The 22,568-nt window shown below is 32.6% G+C and carries 18 protein-coding genes; all 18 read right to left on the minus strand.

Translation table 11 applies throughout. The features are described from left to right. Positions 1–139: 139 nt before the first annotated feature. On the minus strand, positions 140–1,078 hold the full coding sequence (locus FFM71_RS09880; protein WP_137612009.1) for a sugar phosphate isomerase/epimerase family protein: 939 nt from the start codon (positions 1,076–1,078) through the stop codon (positions 140–142). 13 nt (positions 1,079–1,091) lie between these two features. Next, positions 1,092–2,144 (minus strand): Gfo/Idh/MocA family protein, encoded by a 1,053-nt coding sequence (locus FFM71_RS09885; RefSeq protein WP_137612010.1) that lies wholly within the window; start codon positions 2,142–2,144, stop codon positions 1,092–1,094. Positions 2,145–2,148: 4 nt separating this feature from the next. Beyond that, on the minus strand, positions 2,149–3,081 hold the full coding sequence (locus tag FFM71_RS09890; protein WP_171000533.1) for a sugar phosphate isomerase/epimerase family protein: 933 nt from the start codon (positions 3,079–3,081) through the stop codon (positions 2,149–2,151). Positions 3,082–3,085: 4 nt separating this feature from the next. Further along, complete coding sequence (locus tag FFM71_RS09895) at positions 3,086–4,057, minus strand: ABC transporter permease (protein ID WP_137612012.1); 972 nt, start codon at positions 4,055–4,057, stop codon at positions 3,086–3,088. Beyond that, entirely contained in the window at positions 4,035–5,552 is a 1,518-nt protein-coding gene (locus FFM71_RS09900) for a sugar ABC transporter ATP-binding protein (RefSeq protein ID WP_137612013.1), read from the minus strand. The genes FFM71_RS09895 and FFM71_RS09900 overlap by 23 nt, the downstream gene beginning before the upstream one ends. Positions 5,553–5,577: 25 nt before the next feature. Then, complete coding sequence (locus FFM71_RS09905; RefSeq protein ID WP_137612014.1) at positions 5,578–6,558, minus strand: substrate-binding domain-containing protein; 981 nt, start codon at positions 6,556–6,558, stop codon at positions 5,578–5,580. A 300-nt stretch (positions 6,559–6,858) separates the two neighbouring features. Then, positions 6,859–7,296 (minus strand): PTS sugar transporter subunit IIA, encoded by a 438-nt coding sequence (locus FFM71_RS09910; protein ID WP_137612015.1) that lies wholly within the window; start codon positions 7,294–7,296, stop codon positions 6,859–6,861. A gap of 49 nt (positions 7,297–7,345) precedes the next feature. Further along, positions 7,346–8,731: an MFS transporter gene (locus tag FFM71_RS09915; RefSeq protein ID WP_137612016.1), complete on the minus strand. Its 1,386-nt coding sequence runs from the start codon at positions 8,729–8,731 to the stop codon at positions 7,346–7,348. A 317-nt stretch (positions 8,732–9,048) separates the two neighbouring features. Next, a complete protein-coding gene (locus tag FFM71_RS09920; protein ID WP_137612017.1) occupies positions 9,049–11,421 on the minus strand; it encodes a GH39 family glycosyl hydrolase in 2,373 nt (790 codons plus the stop codon). A 42-nt stretch (positions 11,422–11,463) separates the two neighbouring features. Further along, positions 11,464–12,393, minus strand: coding sequence for an ROK family protein (locus FFM71_RS09925; protein WP_137612018.1), 930 nt, complete (start codon positions 12,391–12,393; stop codon positions 11,464–11,466). 144 nt (positions 12,394–12,537) lie between these two features. Then, positions 12,538–13,524: a sugar phosphate isomerase/epimerase family protein gene (locus FFM71_RS09930; RefSeq protein WP_137612019.1), complete on the minus strand. Its 987-nt coding sequence runs from the start codon at positions 13,522–13,524 to the stop codon at positions 12,538–12,540. Positions 13,525–13,540: 16 nt separating this feature from the next. Further along, positions 13,541–13,972, minus strand: a complete 432-nt coding sequence (locus FFM71_RS09935) for a C-glycoside deglycosidase beta subunit domain-containing protein (protein WP_137612020.1) — start codon at positions 13,970–13,972, stop codon at positions 13,541–13,543. Positions 13,973–14,003: 31 nt separating this feature from the next. Then, positions 14,004–15,116 carry a Gfo/Idh/MocA family protein gene (locus FFM71_RS09940; protein WP_223876522.1) on the minus strand — a complete coding sequence of 371 codons (1,113 nt, stop codon included), beginning with the start codon at positions 15,114–15,116 and terminating at the stop codon, positions 14,004–14,006. A gap of 299 nt (positions 15,117–15,415) precedes the next feature. Further along, complete coding sequence (locus FFM71_RS09945; protein ID WP_137612021.1) at positions 15,416–17,248, minus strand: glucose PTS transporter subunit IIA; 1,833 nt, start codon at positions 17,246–17,248, stop codon at positions 15,416–15,418. Between the two features lie 5 nt (positions 17,249–17,253). Next, positions 17,254–18,687, minus strand: coding sequence for a glycoside hydrolase family 1 protein (locus tag FFM71_RS09950; RefSeq protein WP_137612022.1), 1,434 nt, complete (start codon positions 18,685–18,687; stop codon positions 17,254–17,256). Between the two features lie 126 nt (positions 18,688–18,813). Beyond that, positions 18,814–19,566 carry a MurR/RpiR family transcriptional regulator gene (locus FFM71_RS09955; RefSeq protein ID WP_137612023.1) on the minus strand — a complete coding sequence of 251 codons (753 nt, stop codon included), beginning with the start codon at positions 19,564–19,566 and terminating at the stop codon, positions 18,814–18,816. Positions 19,567–19,853: 287 nt separating this feature from the next. Then, positions 19,854–20,312: a hypothetical protein gene (locus FFM71_RS09960; RefSeq protein WP_137612024.1), complete on the minus strand. Its 459-nt coding sequence runs from the start codon at positions 20,310–20,312 to the stop codon at positions 19,854–19,856. Between the two features lie 318 nt (positions 20,313–20,630). Beyond that, positions 20,631–22,544, minus strand: coding sequence for a BglG family transcription antiterminator (locus FFM71_RS09965; protein ID WP_171000535.1), 1,914 nt, complete (start codon positions 22,542–22,544; stop codon positions 20,631–20,633). Between the last annotated feature and the right edge of the window lie 24 nt (positions 22,545–22,568).

Below are 22,568 nucleotides of genomic sequence, written 5' to 3' on the forward strand. Positions count from 1 at the left end.
CATTGTTAGTGTCGGAACTCCAATGATACCTGATTTTTTCGTCTTGGTGTTTTTTTATTCAATTTTTTTCAAGTGGCTAACTTGATTATAAAATTTGCCAATAGAAATTAATCCTCCTCTTGGCGATTTTAATTAATCATTATTTAAAATCATGAATAATTGGATTTAAATGATTAAACGAAAACTCAAGGCCCTTTTCAACCTCTGCGTTGTCCGCAGCAAAACGTCTATCTTCATGTTCAATACTCAAACAATCATCATATCCAATTTCTTTCATAACATCATAAAACTGAGCCCAATTAATATCACCTAGTCCAGGAATAACCGGGGTCCAAAAGCCCAAATCTTCTGGATGTTCACGATTCAACTTTTTACCAAAAATTCCATAATATGAAAACTTTTTATCATCCACAATCATATCTTTAGCATCGATATGGAATATTCGATCTTTATAATCTCTAAGTGCCTGTAAATAATCAATATGTAGCCAATCCAAATGTGATGGATCAAAATTTAGACCAAAGGATTTGCTTGGAACACGTTTGAACATTTCATCCCAAAGCTCAGGAGAATAGGAAATAGTGCCTGGTAACCCATCCTCTTGCCATCCTGGCATTGGACAATTTTCAATCATCAATTTTACATTATGGTCCTCGGCATATTTTACAAAATCAGTAAATATAATCTCAAACTCATCAAAATTCTCACTCAACGACTTTGTTTGATTCTTACCAATAAAGCAACCAACTAATGGAGTATTCAATTTCTGTGCTGCAGAAATTACTGCCTTCAAATGATCAGAATAATTTTTTCTAACCTCTTCATCAGGATATAACATATTGTCATAATAAGCTAAAGATGAGAATTTGATTTTATATTTGGATTGGTCTGATTTAATCTTTTCAACCTCCTCATCTGTTAAATTTTCAACATCAATGTCACTACCAGAAAAATCACGTGAATTATCTCGTGGCCAACACGATACATCCAATGATGTAAATCCTACTTTATGAGCATAAGCCATTTTTTCTTCCAAAGTCATTCCTTGTAAGCATCCTGTTAAAAATCCAAAGTCCATTTTTTCCACTCTCCTAAAATTTAATTACTTCATTATTATCTGAAGATTTAAATATTTCATTTATAACCTTCATAGTTCGCATTACTTCACTATTCTTTACTATCGGTTCTTCTTTTCCATCGATCCAATTTACAAAATTCCTATAGAAATCACGAACATCAACATTCACTTTGGGCAATTCATGTTCTTGGGTACTGCCATCATTTCTCGGAGCCATCGTTTTTGTAAAACCTGCCCCAGCTTCAATCGGAACAGTATCTTTAGTTAATTCACCTTCTAAAGTCACATACTTTCCATTAAGGTCAAAATCTTCAATTTCCATTGTCCCGGTCGACCCAACCATGTACCATTCAGGTAATTTGATGAAATTAGATGTTCCAACTCCTAATAATACCTTCAGGCCATTTTCAAAAAGTAATGTTACCTCAAATCCGTCATCGACGTTGTGTCCTAATGAATAGCTTAAATTAGCATACAGACTTTCAAGTTTCACATCATTGTTCAACCATAAAATTCTGTCTAATAAGTGGACACACCAGTCATAAACCATGCCGCCACCCTTCTCCTTTAATTGTCTCCAATCCTTTGGGATTCCTCTTGAGCCCTGAACATAATTTCGTATTTCATACACGTCACCAATAGCATGATTATTGTATATTTTCTTAATCATATTGAAATTTTCATCCCAGCGCCTATTTTGATCAACCATAAAACATTTATTATATTTCTTTGCAACTTTCAATACTTCTTCAAAATCCGAAACTGATAGAGTTACTGGCTTTTCACAAATAACGTGTTTGTCATTCTTCAATGCTTCAATTGCAATATCCTTATGAGAATCATTCGGAGTAGCAATTAGAATAATATCAACGTCTTTATCTAACAATACATTTTCAAATGTTGAATAAACACGATAACCTGCCCTTTTAGCTTCTTCTCTCTTAACCCTTTTGATATCGTAGACGCCTTTTACATTGATTTCTTTAACACTTTGCAACCTTTGAAGATGACGTGTTCCCATTCCACCATATCCGATTAGAACTAAGTTTTTTACTGTATTACTCATATTTTCACATTCCTAATTCCACAATTTGATGTAGATATTTGTTACTTTCATTTAAAGATTTAATTTCTAACTCGTTTTGACCTGCTTCTCTCGCATACTCAACTTCCAAAGGTCCATTAAAACCTTTCAACCTAAGAATTTTTAATAGTTTAGGCCAATCTATATCACCATATCCTGGTTGAACCGTTGAGTAATATCCAAAATCAAACTGATGTTTCTTATTTGTCTTCTTCCCATACAAACCAACTCTATTAAATCTATATTTATCCGATCTAACATCTTTGACATGAACACTAAAGATTCTGTTGGAAAATTCTCTAGCAAATTTAAGATAATCTATTCCCATCCAATACATATGAGATGGATCGAAATTTAATCCAAAGTTCTTATTTGGCAATATTTCAAAAAGCTTTTTAATAAGCTCTGGTGAATAAGTAATTGTAGAAGGATATCCTTCAGTATTCCACGAAGGCATAGGACAATTTTCAATTAAAACATTCACTCCTAGAACTTCTGCATACTCCAAGATAGGTTCAAAAATATCTTTTGCCAAAATAAAGTTATCATTCATTGAAATCATCGTATTTTTACCAATATAGGTCCCAACATATGGAACATTTAGTTTATGGGCAAGTCTAATAACATTTTTAAGATGAATAATGTTTTTCCGTCTTTTATTAATTTCTTTATCTAATATATTGTCATAATAAGCCAAGCAACTAATTGATACATTGCCATCAAAAAGTTTGTTTTTAATATTTTTTATTGTATTTGGGTCATAGCTATCTGCATTAATATCACATTGCTTCGGGTGTCCTGTTGGCCAACAGGCAACTTCCATCGTTTCAAATCGTAATCTAGACGCAATCTCTATTTTTTCTTCAAATGGTACAGACAAACAGTTAGTCAAAAAGCCTATTTTATTTTCTATTGTCATTTCATCAATTTCTCTCTTTTCTATTAAGAAACATTTGCATAAGTACAGCGGCAATAATAATTGCTCCTTTAACAGCGCCAACCCAAAATGCATTCATTCCTAAAAGATTCATAAGATTATTGATAATCCCAAGTGTCAAAGTACCAAATGTTGTGCCGACTACAGATCCTTTACCACCCATCATTGCCGTACCACCAATTACCGTAGCGGCAATTGCATCCATCTCGTAATTAGTACCAGAAGATGAAGAATTCATACTTCCCAACCTTGAAGCTTCTAAAATTGATGCAATTGCAACGAGTACTCCAGCAATTACATAAACAAGAATTAATACTTTTTTTACATTGATACCTGCTAAAAAACTTGCTTTAGAATTACTTCCTACAGAATAAATATGTCGTCCAAATGCTGTCTTGTTAACTAGAATCGACACTACAATGCTGACGACTAACCAGAATAAGACTGGATATGGAATTCCAAACACATTTCCATTGGAAATTTGAGTAAAGTTATTGTTTCCTGTAGCTAAAATTCCCCCACCGTTTAATCCATATTCCGCTACCGAACGATAAATTCTCATGGTTCCCAAAGTAACAATAAAGGATGGAATGGCAAATCTAGCAACTAATGTTCCCGTAAATAGCCCCAAAATAGATCCCACTGCTATGGCTGAAGCTAAGGATAGAAAAATACTTCCCGTACTGTTAAGTACAAATACGTCAACTATCCCCGTTACCGCCAATAGAGATCCAACTGATAAATCAATACCACTAGTAATAATTATCAACATCATTCCCAACGCAATAATTCCGATGATAGAATTATTTAGAAGAATATTCATTATATTATTCAGATTAAAGAAGGTACGTCCTTTAACGACCATGGCGAATAGAAAAAGTGCAAGAAAAGCCATTAATGGACTATTATTTTTTATAAAATCTCTGTTATTAAATTTAAAGGACCTTATTTTCTTCATAACCTTCATCCTGATTCCTTCCGCCCATAGAATAGAACAACACCTTTTCTTCAGTAAGTTCTTCATAAGTTAATTTTTTTTGGATTTCACCCTGGTACATAATATAAATTTGATCACACAATTTTTTAATTTCATTATATTCATTTGTCAAAATCACAAATGTTACACCCAAATTGGATAATTTCTGAATATATGAATATATTTCAAATTTAGAATTTATGTCTACACCCTGGGTTGGGTTATCAAGGATTACTATTTTGGGAATAGAACTTAGTGCTCTGGCTATGAGAATTTTCTGTTGATTTCCACCGGATAATGACGTTATCCGATCATTCTCATCTCCAAATTTTATGTGCAGATCCTGAACCATTTCATTAAATTCAATCTGTTTTGCTCGCGTGTTAATCAGACCATATTTAGATAGTTTTGAATAAATCGGCATTAACAAATTGTCTTCAACACTTAAATCCTTGAAGATACCGTTTTCTTTTCTATTCCTAGACACATATGTTAATCCTGATAAAAATGCGTTTGATGTGTTTCTCGCATTAATGGGCTTGCCATTCACTAGAATTTCTCCTGAATAGGGATAATTTGAACCTGTGACTGATTCAAATAATTCACTTTTCCCATCTCCATCAAGACCGGTAAATCCAACAATCTCACCACGAAATGCAGTCATATTAATATCTTTGAATTGACCCGTTTTACTCATATGCTTTATCTCTAATGTCTTTTCATCTGAATGTGAATGCAATTCTTTACTAAACATGGACAACTTTTTACCTACCATATAACCACTCAATTGGCTTTCAGTGGTTTCTTCAGTTACTGGTCCACTTTTAATTGCTCGACCATCTCTCATCACGGTAAAACTGTCACAGATTTGAAGTACCTCATTTAGTTTATGAGAAATAAAAATCAAGGTTTTTCCATGTTCCTTTAGCTTTTTCATAACTCTAAACAAAGTCGATATCTCTACATCATTAAGTGATGATGTTGGTTCATCCAAAATGATTATCTCTGCTTTATGAATCAAAGACTTAGAAATTTCTACCAGCTGTTTTGATGAAATTTCTAAATTTGCCACTTTTTCTTTACAATCAATTTTTAAATCCATTTGGTCAAGTATTGATTGAGCTTCTTTTATCATCTTTTTTTTATCTAGCAATCCACCTTTTAATATTTCATTACCTAAAAAAAGATTTTCATAAACACTTAGATCATTTACCAATGATAATTCTTGATGGACGAATGATATTTGAGATTTCCATTTAAGATTTTTATATGAATATTGCTTATTAAAAATTTTAATAGTACCTTGATCTGGTTTAAGCAAACCATTCAGAATATTCATTAACGTGCTTTTTCCGGTTCCGTTCTCCCCCAGAAGTGCATGGATAGAGCCTCTATTTATTTCTAAATCAATATTTTTCAAAACACTATTTTTACCAAATGATTTAGAAATGTTTTTCATTTCTATTGCTCTCTCCATATCCAACACCTCCAGATTTAACTAATTAATATGGTGATTTTGTATTAACAAATTTTTCGACATTATTCTTCGTAACAATATTGGTTTTAATAACAACGTTTTTCTTTACTTTTTTTCCTTCCATAATGTTATGTGCAGACTTTACGGCTTCTCCAATCATAGATGGACTATATGTGGCTGTGAATAAAGTGATGTCTGTTTTATTATTTTTTATTTTCTTAAAGTAATTTTGACTCCCACCAACACCAGAGATATATTTGATATCATTCCGTTTTGATTCCTTTACAGCTTGTAGAATTCCCATCGAAGATTCATCATCAATGGAGAAAATGGCATCTACTTGTTTGTTTGCACTTAACATATCTTTTGCTGTTTTAAGTCCATCCTCTTGTGTGAAACTGTCGGCTGTCATATCGACAAGTTTGATATTTGGATATTTTCCCTTCATAACTTTCTTAAATGAACCAACTCTTTCAGAACTAACCGATCCTGAACTTGGTACATTCAACACAGCAATGGTTCCCTTACCATTTAAGTTATTCCCCAAATATTCGGCCGATTTCTTACCAATTTCAGGGTTTGACCCTGAAATAAATTGATTATAATTGGCCTTTACTTTTCTATCAAAAACAACCAATGGAATCTTTGCATTAACAACCTTTTTCGCTGATACTGAAACTTCGTCAGTGAACGGTTCCAAAACAATTGCACCAACTTTTTGACTAACCAATTCTTCTAATTGTGACGCCTGATCATTAACGTTATTAGAAGTAATAACCTTATAATCTTTAAGGCCAAGATCTTTGCATTCTTTTTGTGCATAATATGAAACTCCTGAAAGCCAACCATGGTCCGCAGCAGGCAACACAACAACCAACGTTTTAGAATCCGTTCCGCTGACCTTTTTACTCTTTTCAGAAGAATTGGATTTACTGCCGCCGCAGGCTGTCAGTACTACTGTTAAAAGTAATGTCATAATAATTATTAAACTTTTTTTGATTTTCATTTTTATCTCCCCTACCTTTTGTTCTATATCAATCAACAATTAAATTATAAATTTTATATACAATATAAAATATTTCAAAAAAAACCAAAAAGTATCATAATTTTAACCTTATAGAATCGAGTAAAATGTAATTTTAATGATTAATGTCAAAAATATGGCATTAATCATTAACCTTAAGTTAATAAACAAAAACATTTTTCTTACTTCATTTCCAATAGTTAAAAAAAAATAATAAAAAAACGCTCTGCCCCACTTAATTCAATGGAAACAAAACGTTTTTTATTTGAAGGAAGCATTTAATTATTTAATAATAGCGCGTCCAATCGAAGAGCCAGTGGAAACTGTTGTCTCCTCATCAAAAATCAATTTCTTTGCAATTCTATTATTGGTAATAATAAATAAAATATCATCTGGTCTGTCAGCCTCTTTCAACTGCTTCAAATCGATATTTGCAATTAACGATCCAGCCGATACTTTATCACCGGACTTTACATTAATTTTAAATGGTTTACCATTCATATCATATGTATTAATACCCATATGAATTAAAATCTCAAGACCATCATCTGATTGTATACCAATAGCATGTTTTGCCTTAAATACGGTTATGACAGTACCATCTACCGGTGATGTTATTTTTCCATCATTTGGCTTAACAGCAAATCCAGTTCCCACAATACCTTTTGCAAAAATTGGATCGTCAACCTTACTCAAGGGAATCATTTGACCATCAGCCATTGAATAAATATCTACAACTTTTTCATGTTTAGATACAATATTATCTGTATCACCACTTGCTACTACTAACTGTTAATCTATCAAGAATTTTAGCAGCTGCTTTTTCATTCAATGGATAGAAGAATAAAGGTATTAAACATAAAATATATAATATTGCCATCATCATGTTAGTTGAAAAATTTATACCTGTCATTGCTGCGGCAGATTGTTGTGAATTAGCAACATATCCGGCTGCACCCATGATAGCAATTGCTGCGGATACACCAATTGCTTGTCCCAATTTAGTTGAAAGAGAAACGGTGGCATATGAAGTTCCGTCAGATCTAACACCATACTTGTCCTCACCATAGTTAATGGCATCCGTTACCATTGCCATTGGAATGGGAAAACTAAAACAGAAAAATCCATACAAAGTATTCAATGCAATCAATAATGGTATATTACTATATCCGATTGTTTGACCTACAAAGAACATGATTATCAAACAAGCCGAAGCTCCAATATAACCTATAGCTGCCATCTTCTTCTTACCAACTTTAACAATATAATTCTTTGTGGCAAAAATACCAATAACTGTAGCAAGCGATGGGAGCGACATGAATAGTGCCATTACTCCTGTATTTTTCACATTATACAAACAGTAGTAAGCCAAAACTCCCATTCTTCCAAAGAATGCTGTCATTGCTAATAATTGAATTGCGAAAATTAGCATTAATGGTCCATTCTTTATGACCGTTTTTACTGTCTTACTTAATTTAACTTTCGTTCCATCATCCACAGGATGAATTCTTTCCTTACAATTTAGTGCTGTAAAATAGAAAATTGGTAGGGACATAAGTGCAAATAATATAGCAACCATTGTATATCCATGAGATGTTATTTGTGATGACCCTGAGAAGAAAATTAACAATGGAGGTGTAACCGCATTTAAAATAACTGCTGACAAGTTAGTTCCAATCATTCTAAAACTATTCAATTGTGCGATATCCTCAGGATCAGTTGTCATAACAGTTGATAATGAACCATATGATAAATTAACAACTGTATATGCAAAACCACAAAGTAAATACGCAATGAAAGCCATTGTGGCAGTTCCGGTTCCACCAGAACCCCACATTGTAAAGCATAAAACCGTTAACAATGCTAAAATGGGTGCCCCAAAAAGAATATAAGGACGGAATCTTCCATATTTTGATCTGGTTCTTTCAGCAATTGCACCAAAGACAGGATCAAAGATACCATCAGAAATACGTGCTAACATCATTAAAACAGATGCCAATGCTGGCGCTAAGCCCAACGCATCTGTATAAAATACACTTAAATATGTTCCAATAAAAGTCCAGCACATGTTACTAGCAAAATCACCTGCACCATATGCTATCAAAGTTAATTTGGAAAGTTTTAACTTTGATATATTAGGATTGACACTATCCATAATTACCCTCTTTTCCGAATCCTTTTTAAATTCTCACAAAAATAACTGTCCACTTGATTGATCAATTTCAATTTTCCAGCTAACTTCTTAATGCCCCTTCATAAATGCATTTACAAGCATTCAAATGTAAGCGCTTAACCACTTGATATGGTTATTATAGGTTATTACTTTTTTTCTTACTTTAGTAAAATCTATCAGTTTATAGTAAATAATTGACCTTCATCAATTGGAATTAAATTATTAATGTGAATTCATGTCATATTTGTGTATAAAAAAAGTTTTTGAACAAAACCATAAAATGATTGTTCAAAAACTTTTTATTTAAGATAGCTCAAGGATATTAACATGAAAGTATTGGCTTCTATTGTCTCTTCAACATTTATCACATTATCATTTACATCTTTTCTGGTTACCTGTAATTCAGGTATACTCATGTTCTTCAGATAATTTTCATCATCTAAAGTAAGATGAGATGAATAATTTAACATTTTCCATAGTCCCAAGATATTTCCATGATTTTGATCAACCGTTTGCTTTCTTATTTCGTAGATACCATTGTTAACGTTATCTAGCTGAATTTTAATTTCCGTTGGTTCAACATCAAGAAATATTTTGTCATAATCATCCCTAGACACATTGCCTTTATTTAGATAATAGTAGTTATTAAATGGTTTTGAACAATTCAATAAAATAGTAAATGAATCCATTCCATCTGTAGAAACAAAGCTGTTATTGTCACTGTAAAGTTTCTTATTCAGTAATTTATTCAAAAATTCGAATGCATAAAAAGATGGTTTCTTTATATCGTTCTTAGTAATTATTCCAGACGCACCATATAATATTTCTGACGAATCAGAATATTCTGAATAAATGTCTGATCCCATCCAATAGGCGGTCTCTTCGGCAGACTCCAATTCATTTGTAATATTCTGAATCATATATGCACCTTTAAAAGTGGTATCATTCAAAACATTCCGATTCGAAACGGTTAGATTCCACTCAGTAACATAGATATCTATATCAGGATAAAAACGTTCAAATGTATCTCGTGCATTCTCAATAAAATATTGCAGTTGATTCATTCGAGTCGAAATACCATCAATTTCATAGGGATAATCAGAAATGGAAATAAAATCCGGTTCAAACTGAATCTCTTTCCAGACAGAAACAATTCTTTTTATTTCATCTGTTGTTTGGCCCTCGTACATAACGAATTCACAGCCACCTATCTTAGCAGCATTGATAGAGCTTTTCAAAACCTTTATCGTTGTTTTCATCCAATTGATATACCATTCATCTAGATAATCATTCTCATAAATTTTGTCCCATTTATTAGGTTTCCAAATTTCGAATAACCAACTTGAGATAGCTCTATTGCCATACCTAAATCGGATATGGTCGACCCATTTACTCAACACACTAAACCAGGAATCGCCTTCTTTTGATAACATTTCCTCGTTTGTTTGATAATTTAATGGTTTATTAGACAAGTTTACAGTTAATATGCGAGGCTTGGGTCCTAAAACAATAAATGGTTTCATATCATTTTCGAGGATAAAATCAATAACCGTATCTAATTTATCAAAATTGACATTATCAGTATTTTCATCAACATCAACAGATTCAAAAATATTCCAAATACGTAAATATTTAAACCCTAAATCTTCATGTAAACGCTTTGCAGATTTTTGGACTCTTTCTTGCAATAAGCTCATAGCATTACCCATATTGATAATGGATTGCCAATTCTTTCTAAAGTTTGTATATTTTCTAGAATCAATCTTCACTTCATGAGTAGATTTTGTTATTTTGGGAATATCATCTGAATGCTGTTTTAAAAATAAGAACGTTTTATTTTTGATCAATTTTTTATTCTTATCAGATTCATTTTTATTACGATACTTATTTCTATATTCTTTGGGTGATAATCCATATTCCTTTTTGAAAAGTTGATTAAACCCGGATATACTATTAAATCCATTCTTCATTGAAATATCAGTAATTCCCATATCTGTATTAATCAAATCATTTACCGTATGATACAATCTAACACTGTTCAAATAGCGCAGAAAGCCATTACCTAATTGTTTTTTGAAAAATCTAGACAAGTACCCTTCCGATATAAAAAGTTCCTCTGATAATTGAGTTAACGTCAATCGTCGCATGTAGTTTTTTCTGATATAAGTTCTAATTTGTTGTGTGCGCACATCCCCATTGGAATAGCTCTTACCTTTGTCCATTTTATACAAGTAATTCTTAACTAAAAAATCCATCAATTTGTAGAATATACTAAACTTGAAAAAATCATTTTTACCTTCAACCTGCAAATCATAAAAAATAAGTTCATTTAATAAAGACTTCAATACGACAACATTATTGTCGTTCGTCCCATTAGGATCTATCCATAGAAAGTACAGGTCTGTACCTATAGATTCATTAAATATCTGAGGATTAAAACAGACTGAAACAAGTAAGGCTCCATCATGAGAATTTACACTATAATATCTACCTTCATTAACTATTAAAGGCATTCCTTTCTGAAGGAAGTAATCTTTATTATCTATTCTTACTGTACTTGTCCCATCCAAACAATAAAGTAATCTAACGGAATCATTATATTGATAACCCGAATTATATAAAATCTCTGACTCTAGAGAGAAATCCTCATTATTACAGCCTACTTTAACCATTTGTTCACCTCATTAATTCCAAAAATATCCAAAATTAATTAATTAAATATCTCCATAAAATACCGCATATGCATCACCTAAAATGCCCGCATCATTACCCAAATATGCTTTTTTTAGTGAGTAATTACCTCTTATCTGTGGAAATACATTCTTAGCAACTTGTTCCCGTAAAGGATCCAACAATGCATCACCTGCATTAGATAGTCCTCCACCAATAATAACTCCCTCCACATCAAGGGCATTAATGATTCCAGCAATCGCCAGTCCAAGACGTTTAACCGTCAAATCCAAAGCCTCTTGGGCATACTTATTTCCTTTTTCCAGATCTTCGAATAAATCAACAGAAGTATATTCATTCTTTTCAATATTATTTTCTTCAAAAATTTTACTAATAGTTTTTACTAGCCCATTAGCTGATGCAAATGTTTCCAAACAATTAATATTTCCACAACCACAAACTCTGTGCTCATCAGACTCTACTGGGATATGACCTATTTCACCACCTGCAGAATGAACACCATTTATAACTTTTCCATCGATTACAATTCCACCACCAACACCAGTTCCTAGAGTTATGAAAACAAAATTACTTTTATTTTGAGCAGCGCCTTTCCACATTTCACCCAACGTAGCAGCATTGGCATCATTTAGAAGAACAACCGGTAAGTTCAGTTTGGCAGAAATTATTTGTCTTAATGGGACATTATTCCATCCCAAGTTAACTGCCTTCAAAACATTTCCACCGTTATTGGAAATTGGACCTGGTACTCCGATACCAATACCAATAATTTCATCATTTTCTGTATCAACGGTATTCATTTTTACAGAATCAACAATATCATCCGGTAGATGTCCACCATTATCAGTTACATTAGTATCAATGTTCCATTTCTTTAAAACTTCGCCATTCTCACTAATTAATGCAAATTTTACGGCAGTTCCACCGATATCAACTGAAATCACTTTTTTCATTAGTAAAACTCTCTTTTCTCATATTTGAATTTTACTAGTATATATATCTATATATATACTAATATAATTTTGTTTGTACTACTACTTAATTCAACAAAAAAAGGAGAGCGAAACTTTTCACCCTCCCCAACAATAAACGATATATTATAAATTCTTTTCTTTTACCAATTTATTTTCCATAGCAATGTGGCGTTTAACCATTTCCACACTATGGTGAGCTCCTGCGTCTTCATATTCTGTCATGATAAATCCATCAAATCCAGCCTCAGCAACAACTGGAAGAATTTCATTATAAGGAATACTTGCTTCCATCAAATCCTCACTGACATAATGACACTTACCATGAAGTTCAAAAGTATACGGCATAATTTGTTTCAATCCTTCTAGGGTTTCTTTAGCACTCTTCTTGAATTGAACAAATCCATACATTTGTGTAAGAACTGTCATAGCTGCAGGACTATCATCGATTTTCTTAACTTTCTCAGTTGCTTCTGCTTGTGGCACTTCATCATACTTCATTTGTGCCATCATCTTCAAAGTACTTTCTGCAACACCATCTTTTAATGCCTGATCCCAATAAGGTTTGTTGGGTCTTGTGGCAAAGATACCAAAATCTGGGATAAATCCAATGTACTTAGATCCACTGGCTTCAAAAGCCTTACGATACGCCATAATCATTGGTGAAGTTGGTGTTTCAGGATTATGAATTTCAATACCAACCTTGATTCCATATTCTTCGGCCAATGGTGCTAATCGTACCATCGCCTCTGGAGACATCAAGAATTGTTCACGAACAATCTTACATCCCAATTTATGAGCTTGTTTTAAGTCATTAACGGCCATTCCATACATTTCATCTTCAGTAAGATCACGATCTTTACGCATACCACGATCCATATTTGCAGCGTAGCAAATTGGACCAATGCCATATTTACGTTTACATTCTTCAATAAATCCGACAAATTCATCTGATACATATGGATAAGTTGGAATCATTTGTGTAGCAACAATTTCATATCCTTGTGCACCTACCTCGGCAGCTGTACGAATACAATCTTCTAGTGACAACTCGCCTCTAATATATTCAGTACCAAAACTGAATAGAGTTGCACCAACTTTAAATTTAGCCATTGATTCTCATTCCTCCTTAATCGATTACTGGCAATGTTTTCTCGCCACAGCTGTTATATTCCATATACTGATGGTTGGGTCCAATAGGCATATAAGGTGCTCTAAAGAATAAAGTAACCTTTACATTGTGATCTCCTGAATCAAGACCACCAACTTTAAGAACTTTAATAGTTGCAGGTTTTAAAATTGGCCAGAACTCTGTGTATGCTTCAGATAGTTGCCATGGTGCTAATTCCTTACCATTTAGACAAAATCTAATTTCATCATCACTTACTTTTTTCCCATCAACTTCAATTCCAAATTCGTCAATTACTGAAAGGAAATGTCCTCTGTAATAACTTAAACGAATGTCAAATTGATAACCATTTTTCTTTCCATCAACGTATGTGTTTTTCAAACTATTATCTGGTACAACATCTACGAAGTTCATTCGTAATGCAAATGTCATCTGATATTCCTCCGTTTCAAAATAAATACTATTAATAAGTAATCTTAACTAATTCGCCAGTTGCAGCAGCCTTATAAATTGCATTAAGAATTTGTGTAACCTTATATGCTTGTTCTGGTTTAACTAATGGTTCACCATCATTAGCAACTGCATCAAGCCATTGACCTGCTTCAATAACTTCTGGCTTATTATTACCACCATCAAAGTAATCAATGTTTCCTGAAGGACTAAGTTTTTCTTCTGACAATAAGCCGTTATGTGCACGATTGAAAATCAATTGATCTTGTTGATAACTCATGCCTGAAAGAATTTCAGCCCCGGCTTTTGTACCACATAGAGTAGTAGCAGCTTCTTTAGAATCACGGACATTCAAAGCCCATGATGATTCAAGGTAAATAGTTGCACCATTTTCCATCTTGATAAAACCAAATGCTGAATCTTCAACTTCAAACGTCTTAGGATCCCAAGGTCCAAACATATTACCTTCTGTTGCTTCTTGCATGTGACCTAATTTTTCAAACACTGATCCATCAATAGAAACTGGTTTGTAATTATTCATACACCATAGAGTAATATCCAAAGCATGTGTACCAATATCAATTAATGGGCCACCACCTTGTTTAGATTTATCTGGAAAGACACCCCAAGTAGGAACGGCACGACGACGAAGAGCATGTGCTTTAGCAAAATAAATATCACCTAATTCACCATTCTCACAAGCTTTATGTAAAGCTTGAACTTCTGGTCTAAATCTATTTTGATAACCAATAGTAAATTTCTTACCTGACTTCTTCCATGCCTCAATCATCTTTTTGGCCATTTCTGGTTTATCTGACATTGGCTTTTCACAAAATACATTTTTACCTGCTTCAAATGCGGCAATGGTAATTGGTGCATGAGCAACATTTGGAGTTAGAACATTGACAATATCAATGCTGTCATCCTTTAAAAGTTCATGATAATCTGTATAAACTTTGGCACCTGGGTCACCAAAGTTCTTTGCTGACTCTTCAGCACATTCAGGAATAATATCACAGAATGCAACTAATTCAACTTGATCCTTATAGTGAGACAAAGCTGGGAAATGTTTTTGATGTGCAATACCTCCACATCCAATAATTCCAATTCTCAATTTCTTAGCCATTATTTTAATTCCTCCTAAATTCATATCATGGTTAAATTATATTAATAAAGCGCTTTCGTGACTGTATCGTATATTTACCATTTATTATCAAATTCTTTACTTGTTCTACTTCGTTAAAACCTTAAACTATTAAAAAAATGACCTTTTACCATGTAAAAAAATCACTTACATCTATTTCTATATATTTTGGCTATTATGACAAGAAAAAGAGGCTATTTCTCACTTAGAATTACTAAAGTGAAAAACAGCCTCTTTTTGATAAATATCTAATAAAGACAACTTATTGCCTATTTATATGTTTAATTCGCAGTTACCACTTGACCAACCATATCTCCAACTTTTATATCACCTAATAATTCATTATCTAGTTGTTTATCAGGTTGAGTCAAAATTACCATAACAATAGGATCTTTCTTTTCTTTCTTTATCATATCTATGTTCATATCAGCGATAAGATCACCCTTTTTAACGTGGTCACCCTCTTTTATTTTTACATCAAAGGGCAAACCATTCAATTCTACAGTGTCTAGTCCCATATGAATTAATACTTCATTTCCGGAATAAGATTTAAGACCTATCGCATGCTTAGTATTTGCTACCATTGAGATTATTCCATTGACAGGACTGTAAACTCCTCTATTATTTGGTTCTACAGCAAATCCATCTCCTACTAATCCCTTAGAGAATACTTCATCATTAACATCAGAAAGTGGTATGACCTTTCCACCAACAGGTTGATAAATATTTAAATCATTCTCACTTGTGCTATCTTTTGATCCTACCATTCTTTTTGTAATAACGTATGTGAATCCAAATGATAATACAAAAGACATAACCAATGTAATTACTGACATATAGAAATTAGAATCAATTTTGCCATTACTTGCGTGAATAAATGTAGGTAATGCAGCGATTCCTGGCGAAACGATTGCATATTGTTTTAAAGAAACTAAACCAGCAAAGGCTCCACTGATACCGGCAGCAGCCATAGTACTCAACAAAGCAATTTTGTTCTTAATTAACACACCAAAAATTGCAGGTTCAGTAATACCCATTACCCCGGTAATTCCAGCTGACAATGCTAATTGTTTCTTCTTACTTTCATTAGTAGTTATAGCAACGGCAAGTGCAGCCGCTCCAACAGCTACATTAGCAGCCAACATTCCCGGTAAAACGAAAGCATCATAGCCTATACTTGCTACTGATGCAATACACAATGGGAACAATGCCTGATTAGTACCTGTCATAACTAATAATGGCGTTAAAGCACCCATCAAACCAACTGAAACCCATCCTAATTTTAGATTAATAAAGTTCAAGACATTTGCTATTACTGTACCAATTTGGAATCCGAGGGGGCCAAGCCAAAGCAATGTAACTGGAACAACAATCAACATTGTGATTAACGGTTTCGTAAAAAATTTAATACTCTTCGGTGTAATCTTATCCATACCAACATCAATTAGTTTCATAAACAGAACACCTAAAAGGATTGGAATAACACTAGTATTATATTGAATCTGTGGTACTGATAATCCTAAGAATTCAAGTCCTTTAGCACTATCAATTGTTTTATAAACGAGCGTAGCACCTAAGAATGCTCCCATCATGGGGTTCATATTTAATTTCTTTGATGCACTATATCCTAAATAAACAGGTAAAAAGTAATACCCAGCTTCATAAATACCATTCAAAATGGTATATGTGCCGCTCTTCGTGCTTAGTCCGAAGAATGTAACACCAATATTAAGTACCGCCGAAACCAATCCAGCAGCAACCAATACTCCTAGAATTGGTACAAAGGTTCCACTAATAAAATCGATTATAGTTTGGCCAAGATGTTTCCATGTGAATTTAACTTTGGCGGTTTTATTATTTGAGACATCCCCTATTGATTTGACAAAAGCATTGTAAACATTAGCAACATCAGTACCAATTACAATTTGATATTCATCGTCTCTAATTACGGTTCCAGCAATGCCTTCAATTTTTGATACAGAATTGTCATCAATATTATTCTTATCTTTATATTGAATTCTCAGCCTTGTAGCACAATGGTTAACATTTATAACATTATCTTTGCCGCCAATATCTTTTAGGATATTGTTAGCCATGTCATGATAATTACTCATTGGATTTACCCCCAATTTTCACCATTTGATTTAACTAAATCTGAATACCAATAATATGAGTCTTTAGGAATACGTTTAAAATCAAGTTTATCTTTATCTGTAGTATTGATAAAAACAAAACCATATCTCTTTGACATACCATTACCTGTGCTCAACAAATCTAAGAATGACCATGGATTATAACCAAATACTTTACATCCATCTTGAATCGCCAAACCTACTTGATAAATTTGATCTCTCATAAACTTAATTCTTTCAGGGTCATGAACTTTACCATCTTCAGAAACGATTTCATGTTCACCAAATCCATTTTCACAAATAACCATTGGCAATTGGTAATGGTCCCAAACATAACGAAGCATGTATCTCATAGCTACTGGATCAATTTCCCAATCCCAATCGGTTGTATCAACATACGGATTTTCAACTAATTGGTACATTCCAGGAACCTTAGGAAACTTTAAGTTACCTTTCTTACCAGACTTATTTAATTCATATGGTTCCTCTTTTTCATCAGGTGAACAATATTTTGCTGTGTTAGAACGATAACAATTCAATCCAAAGAAATCAATATTTGCTTTCCCAATTAATTCCATATCACCAGGTCTAATATCAGGATCAATATTATTCTCTCTCCAGTAACTCTTAATAAAGCCATTGTATTTACGATGGGCATATAAATCATCCCAAATTTTTTCTGTCATTTCTTCAGCATTCATGGCAGCAATCTGATCTTTGGGATCACATGAGTATGGATAAATAGGAACATATCCGGGAACTGGACCAATTTTTCCACCAGGAACTAGTTCATGACAAGCAATGACTGCTTTAGCATGGCACAAGTTCATAATATGATTTACCTTCCATTTATCTTCAAGCCATGTATCAGGATGTTTATCGATGCCCAACCAGTCACCGTAACAAATTTGCATATTCTGTTCGTTGATAGATAACCAATATTTAACTCTATCTCCAAATTCTTTAAATAAAGTACGCGCGTACTTATCAAATTCATCTATAATTCCACGTCCATACCAACCATCATATTCCTTGTCAATCCAAACTGGCATATCGTAATGATAAACAGTAACAATTGGTGTGATATTGTATTTAATAAGTTCATTAATTAAATTATTGTAAAATTCCAATCCCTTTTTATTTACCTGGCAATCTTTTGATGGATAAATACGTGCCCATGATATTGAAAATCTGTAAGATGTCATTCCAGCATCGGCCATCAATTTAACATCTTCCTTATAATGATGGTAATTATCCGAAGCAAAAGTATCATCGGTATATGGTTTCTTAGTACGTGTATTTAAATCCATTAATGATAGGGTTTTTCCGTCCTCTTCTACGGCACCTTCGACTTGCCATGAAGAACTTGAACCTCCCCATAAGAAATTATCTGGAAACTTAGGATCATGATTATAAAACATATTTAAGTACCTTGCCCTTCTCATTCAACTTATATACCAATTTTAGCAAAGCGCTTACATGCGTGCGTTACAACCTATGTCCCTTAAACCAAAATAGGGTACAAACGATGCACCCTATTTACTTTTTTAATAATGATTTTGAATAATATCTAAGAAATAATGTAATCCATATGCCCGATATATATCTGCATTGGTGGAGTGATCCAAATGGCTCATATAATATACATGATTGAAAGTATCTCCAAATTCTATTATTCTATTTACCGTTATCAAATCTTTGACACAATCAATTTGATTCATCTTTTCCGCCACTGATTTAGCAAATAATCCAGAAACTGAAAGAGTAATAATATAGTCATCCTTTTCAATGTCATCGAAAATCGTACTATCCAAATAGCCTTCTGAAATAATATAAGAAAGTTTTCCTTTACTCGCCAGTTCTATTTGAAAATCCTTAGCATTAGACATACTTGTACGTGAAGTTAAAATAATCATTTTTTTTGATTTTTTAATTCGATTACAAATCACATCGATTTCATGAGTATTCATGCGCTCATCTAGTTCACTAACTATTCGAATCAAATTACCTGTTAATAATTCACGATAATTTTTATCTGAAATATTTATTTCTTCAGGCAAATGATTCTTGATGGTCTTTTTTATGTCCGCAAAATTCTCAAAACCTAATCCTTGGGAGAACCTTCTAATACTTGCTCTTGAAACACTACAGTCTTCAGCCATTTGATAAATGTTGGCCTTTGGTATTTTATTAAAATTCTCGATAAAATATCTTGATAATATAAAATTAACACTACCAATTTCATTTTTATCTAACTGATCATTTAATGAATATAAAAGATTATATAAAATATTGTCCATAAGTAACCTCTTTCACTTTTTCTTTTATATCATAAGTTATTTTTGTTCTACTAATATACCTTTTTTACGCAACTTAAAATAAACGAACTTAAAACAAACTAACGGGGCTAAAATAATCTTATATAATTACATGTTACTTTGTCACGTTTAAGAAAAAAAGTAGTTCTGCTTTTCACAGAACTACTTTTTTGTCTATTTCCAATTTATCATCATTTGTCTTTATTGAATATGCACGCTGTTTTTTTTATTTCTAATAAATATTAATAAAATTCTTCAAATTATCTATTTTACTTCTTCTCAATCACTGCCTTTTCTTCAAATCCACTGTACTTATCTCCTTGATATATTTTGAATAATACAACCCCTAATCTCTTATCACTAATAATAATTTCTTCTAAACATTCAATAGTATCTATCCTCGACTCTTGATTATTAATCCCTATATTTTCCCCGGTTTCATACTGTTGCTGCATAGATTTATGGAACCACATAGCTAGCCAGTTCCCAAAACTTGAATACTCTTTTCCATACTTTTCGAGGATATATTGCTTTTCTTTATCCATATACAGGTCAGACATTGCAACAACATTAGAATATTTCATACTTGAAATAATAGATTCTGGTTTCTCTGCCTCTTTTATTTTATTCAATGAAGCACTACTTACTCCTGTAATTTTACTAATTTGGCTAATCGATAGATCTACTTCTTTGACCAATTTAATAGCATTCTTAACTTGATTTAGCATAATATTTTTACCCCTGCTTAATATTTTGTTAAAACTTTTTACTCCTCTATGCCTCGATGAAGAATCGCCCTAATGCACTAAATAGACTCGGTAAATCTGCTTATGATTAATGAACATGTTGAAAAAGCAATTCTAACGCCCTTGACACTTACCAACAGCATTACTTTATTTGTGAATTAAAAAAGCCATTACTAATAATATAGTAGTGGTTTTTATAAGATTCATCAAAGATTACCGTATTATATAGAATAAAGTCTATGGAACTCCAGATTATAATGGAATACTTATCTTGTATACTATAGATTTTTTTTTATTTTTTTACAATAAGTCAGTTAATCGAGAAATGAATTCTTCATAAGTTCTTGTTTTGACTAATGATGCAATATTCTTTGGATCAACTGCGATTTGAGACAAATCGTCAAATATGTTTCTATATGATTGCTTATTCTCCTTATTAACCGCAAGCAGAAACATTAAATTAACATCATTATTTTCACTATTCCAAGAAATACCTTTGGGAGCTATCACCACGTATCCTTGCGTCTTCAATGCTATCATCTGCATGGAATGAGGTATTGCAACACGACCAAAAGCTGTACTGGACATATTTTCTCGTGCTTTTAATCGATCAGCAAAATTTTCAGGAATCACCTCTTTCCCCTCCAATTCACTACATACAATCTGAAACAAGTCATCACGACCTACCCGATCATCAAGTACTTTAAAATTCTCTTTTGGAAAGAATCTCTCTAAATTATTGGTAAAATTAATTTTTTTCTGCTGATGTTTGTGACTTTCAATTAATTGATTAATTCGTTTGTAATCTGTTTGCGTCATAAATTGAGAAATATTAGCATGACTTATGCCAGGTAATTGATACTCTGAATTTACTTGTATAATAAAATCTACCTTACGTGGGTAATCTTCCTCTTCTATCATCTCTGGATTGTGAAGAACACTACCAACAACTATGTCCTGACTAAACAGTCGCTCTAATCTACTAGTAAACTCATCAGTATCATTTTGATAATCAGGCATCAAAACAATTACATATAATTTATGTAAGTCATTAATATATTCTGAAACAGAATTACCTATATGCATAGCTATATAAGCAATTTCATCATCTTCCAAACTTACATTTTCAATTTCTTCCATTCGATTTGAAATCAAAACCGCACATTCATAAATTATTGGTGAGGACTTCCTTATACTTGAAGTCATTGGATTTCGCTCCACATATCCCCGTGATGAACGTTCAAGTAATCTTTGAATATGAATGGCAAATTGTTCCCTAAAATTCAAAACTCTTAAATCAATATTTAGCATCGCGTTAACATATTTTATTAAGTCATCAACCAATTCAACGGTACTATGTTTAACAGTATCTTCCAAGTTTCGATGTTTACGTGTTATAGAGAATTGAATAATTAATTTTAAACTTTTTCGTTCAGCCTCTGAAAACTTAACCGCTTCATTGCTCTCAACACCGTCAATCAACTTGTTTCCAAATTCATTCTCCTGAATAGTCTTTTCATCTGGGAATGCATCTGCTTGTAACCCATATTTCGAATTACTATCAGTTTTCTGTGGTTGATACCCATTTTTTACCCTATGTGTAGCAATCGCTATATGTAACAAAATATTATTGAAATCAAACGTATTCAAATAAATATTTTCCAATTGTGTTAATTTCTTAATTGATTCTGAAATTCCAACCACATCTATATCTGGAAAGCTTTCCTGTATAGTCTTTGTTCCGATAAAAGTCTGTTTAGATTCACGATATAGAATATCGCTGATTAATCTTCTTTTATTCATTTCGCTTCCGGCTAAAGACCAATCGTCACCATCCTGTCTTAGCTCAAGTTCAAAAGGCCTTACATAGTCTTGAATCTCTTGAAAAAGTTTTATTAATGTCGATTCACTTAAGTATAATTGGTCAACAAGGTCATACAGGTTTAATTTTTTTTGTTGAGTGAATTCATTAATCAAAACTCGTTTAATACTTTCATAATCCGAATTCTCATTTTTGGAACTATCTACTTTTTTCTGGTTAAATTTATACCCTTCACTGCTAACAAAAATAGCTGTAGAATCGATTAAATCTTTTGCGTAGCGTCTAATACTACGTTGAGATACACCAATCACTACAGCTAATTCATTAGAAGTATGCCATCCAGGGTTATTTTGTAAATAGTCCCATAATTCTTTTTTATGGTCCTTACGCAAATAACTCATCTCCGTATAATTCTT

This window comes from Companilactobacillus huachuanensis (assembly GCF_005404815.1).
GTDB lineage: Bacteria > Bacillota > Bacilli > Lactobacillales > Lactobacillaceae > Companilactobacillus > Companilactobacillus huachuanensis.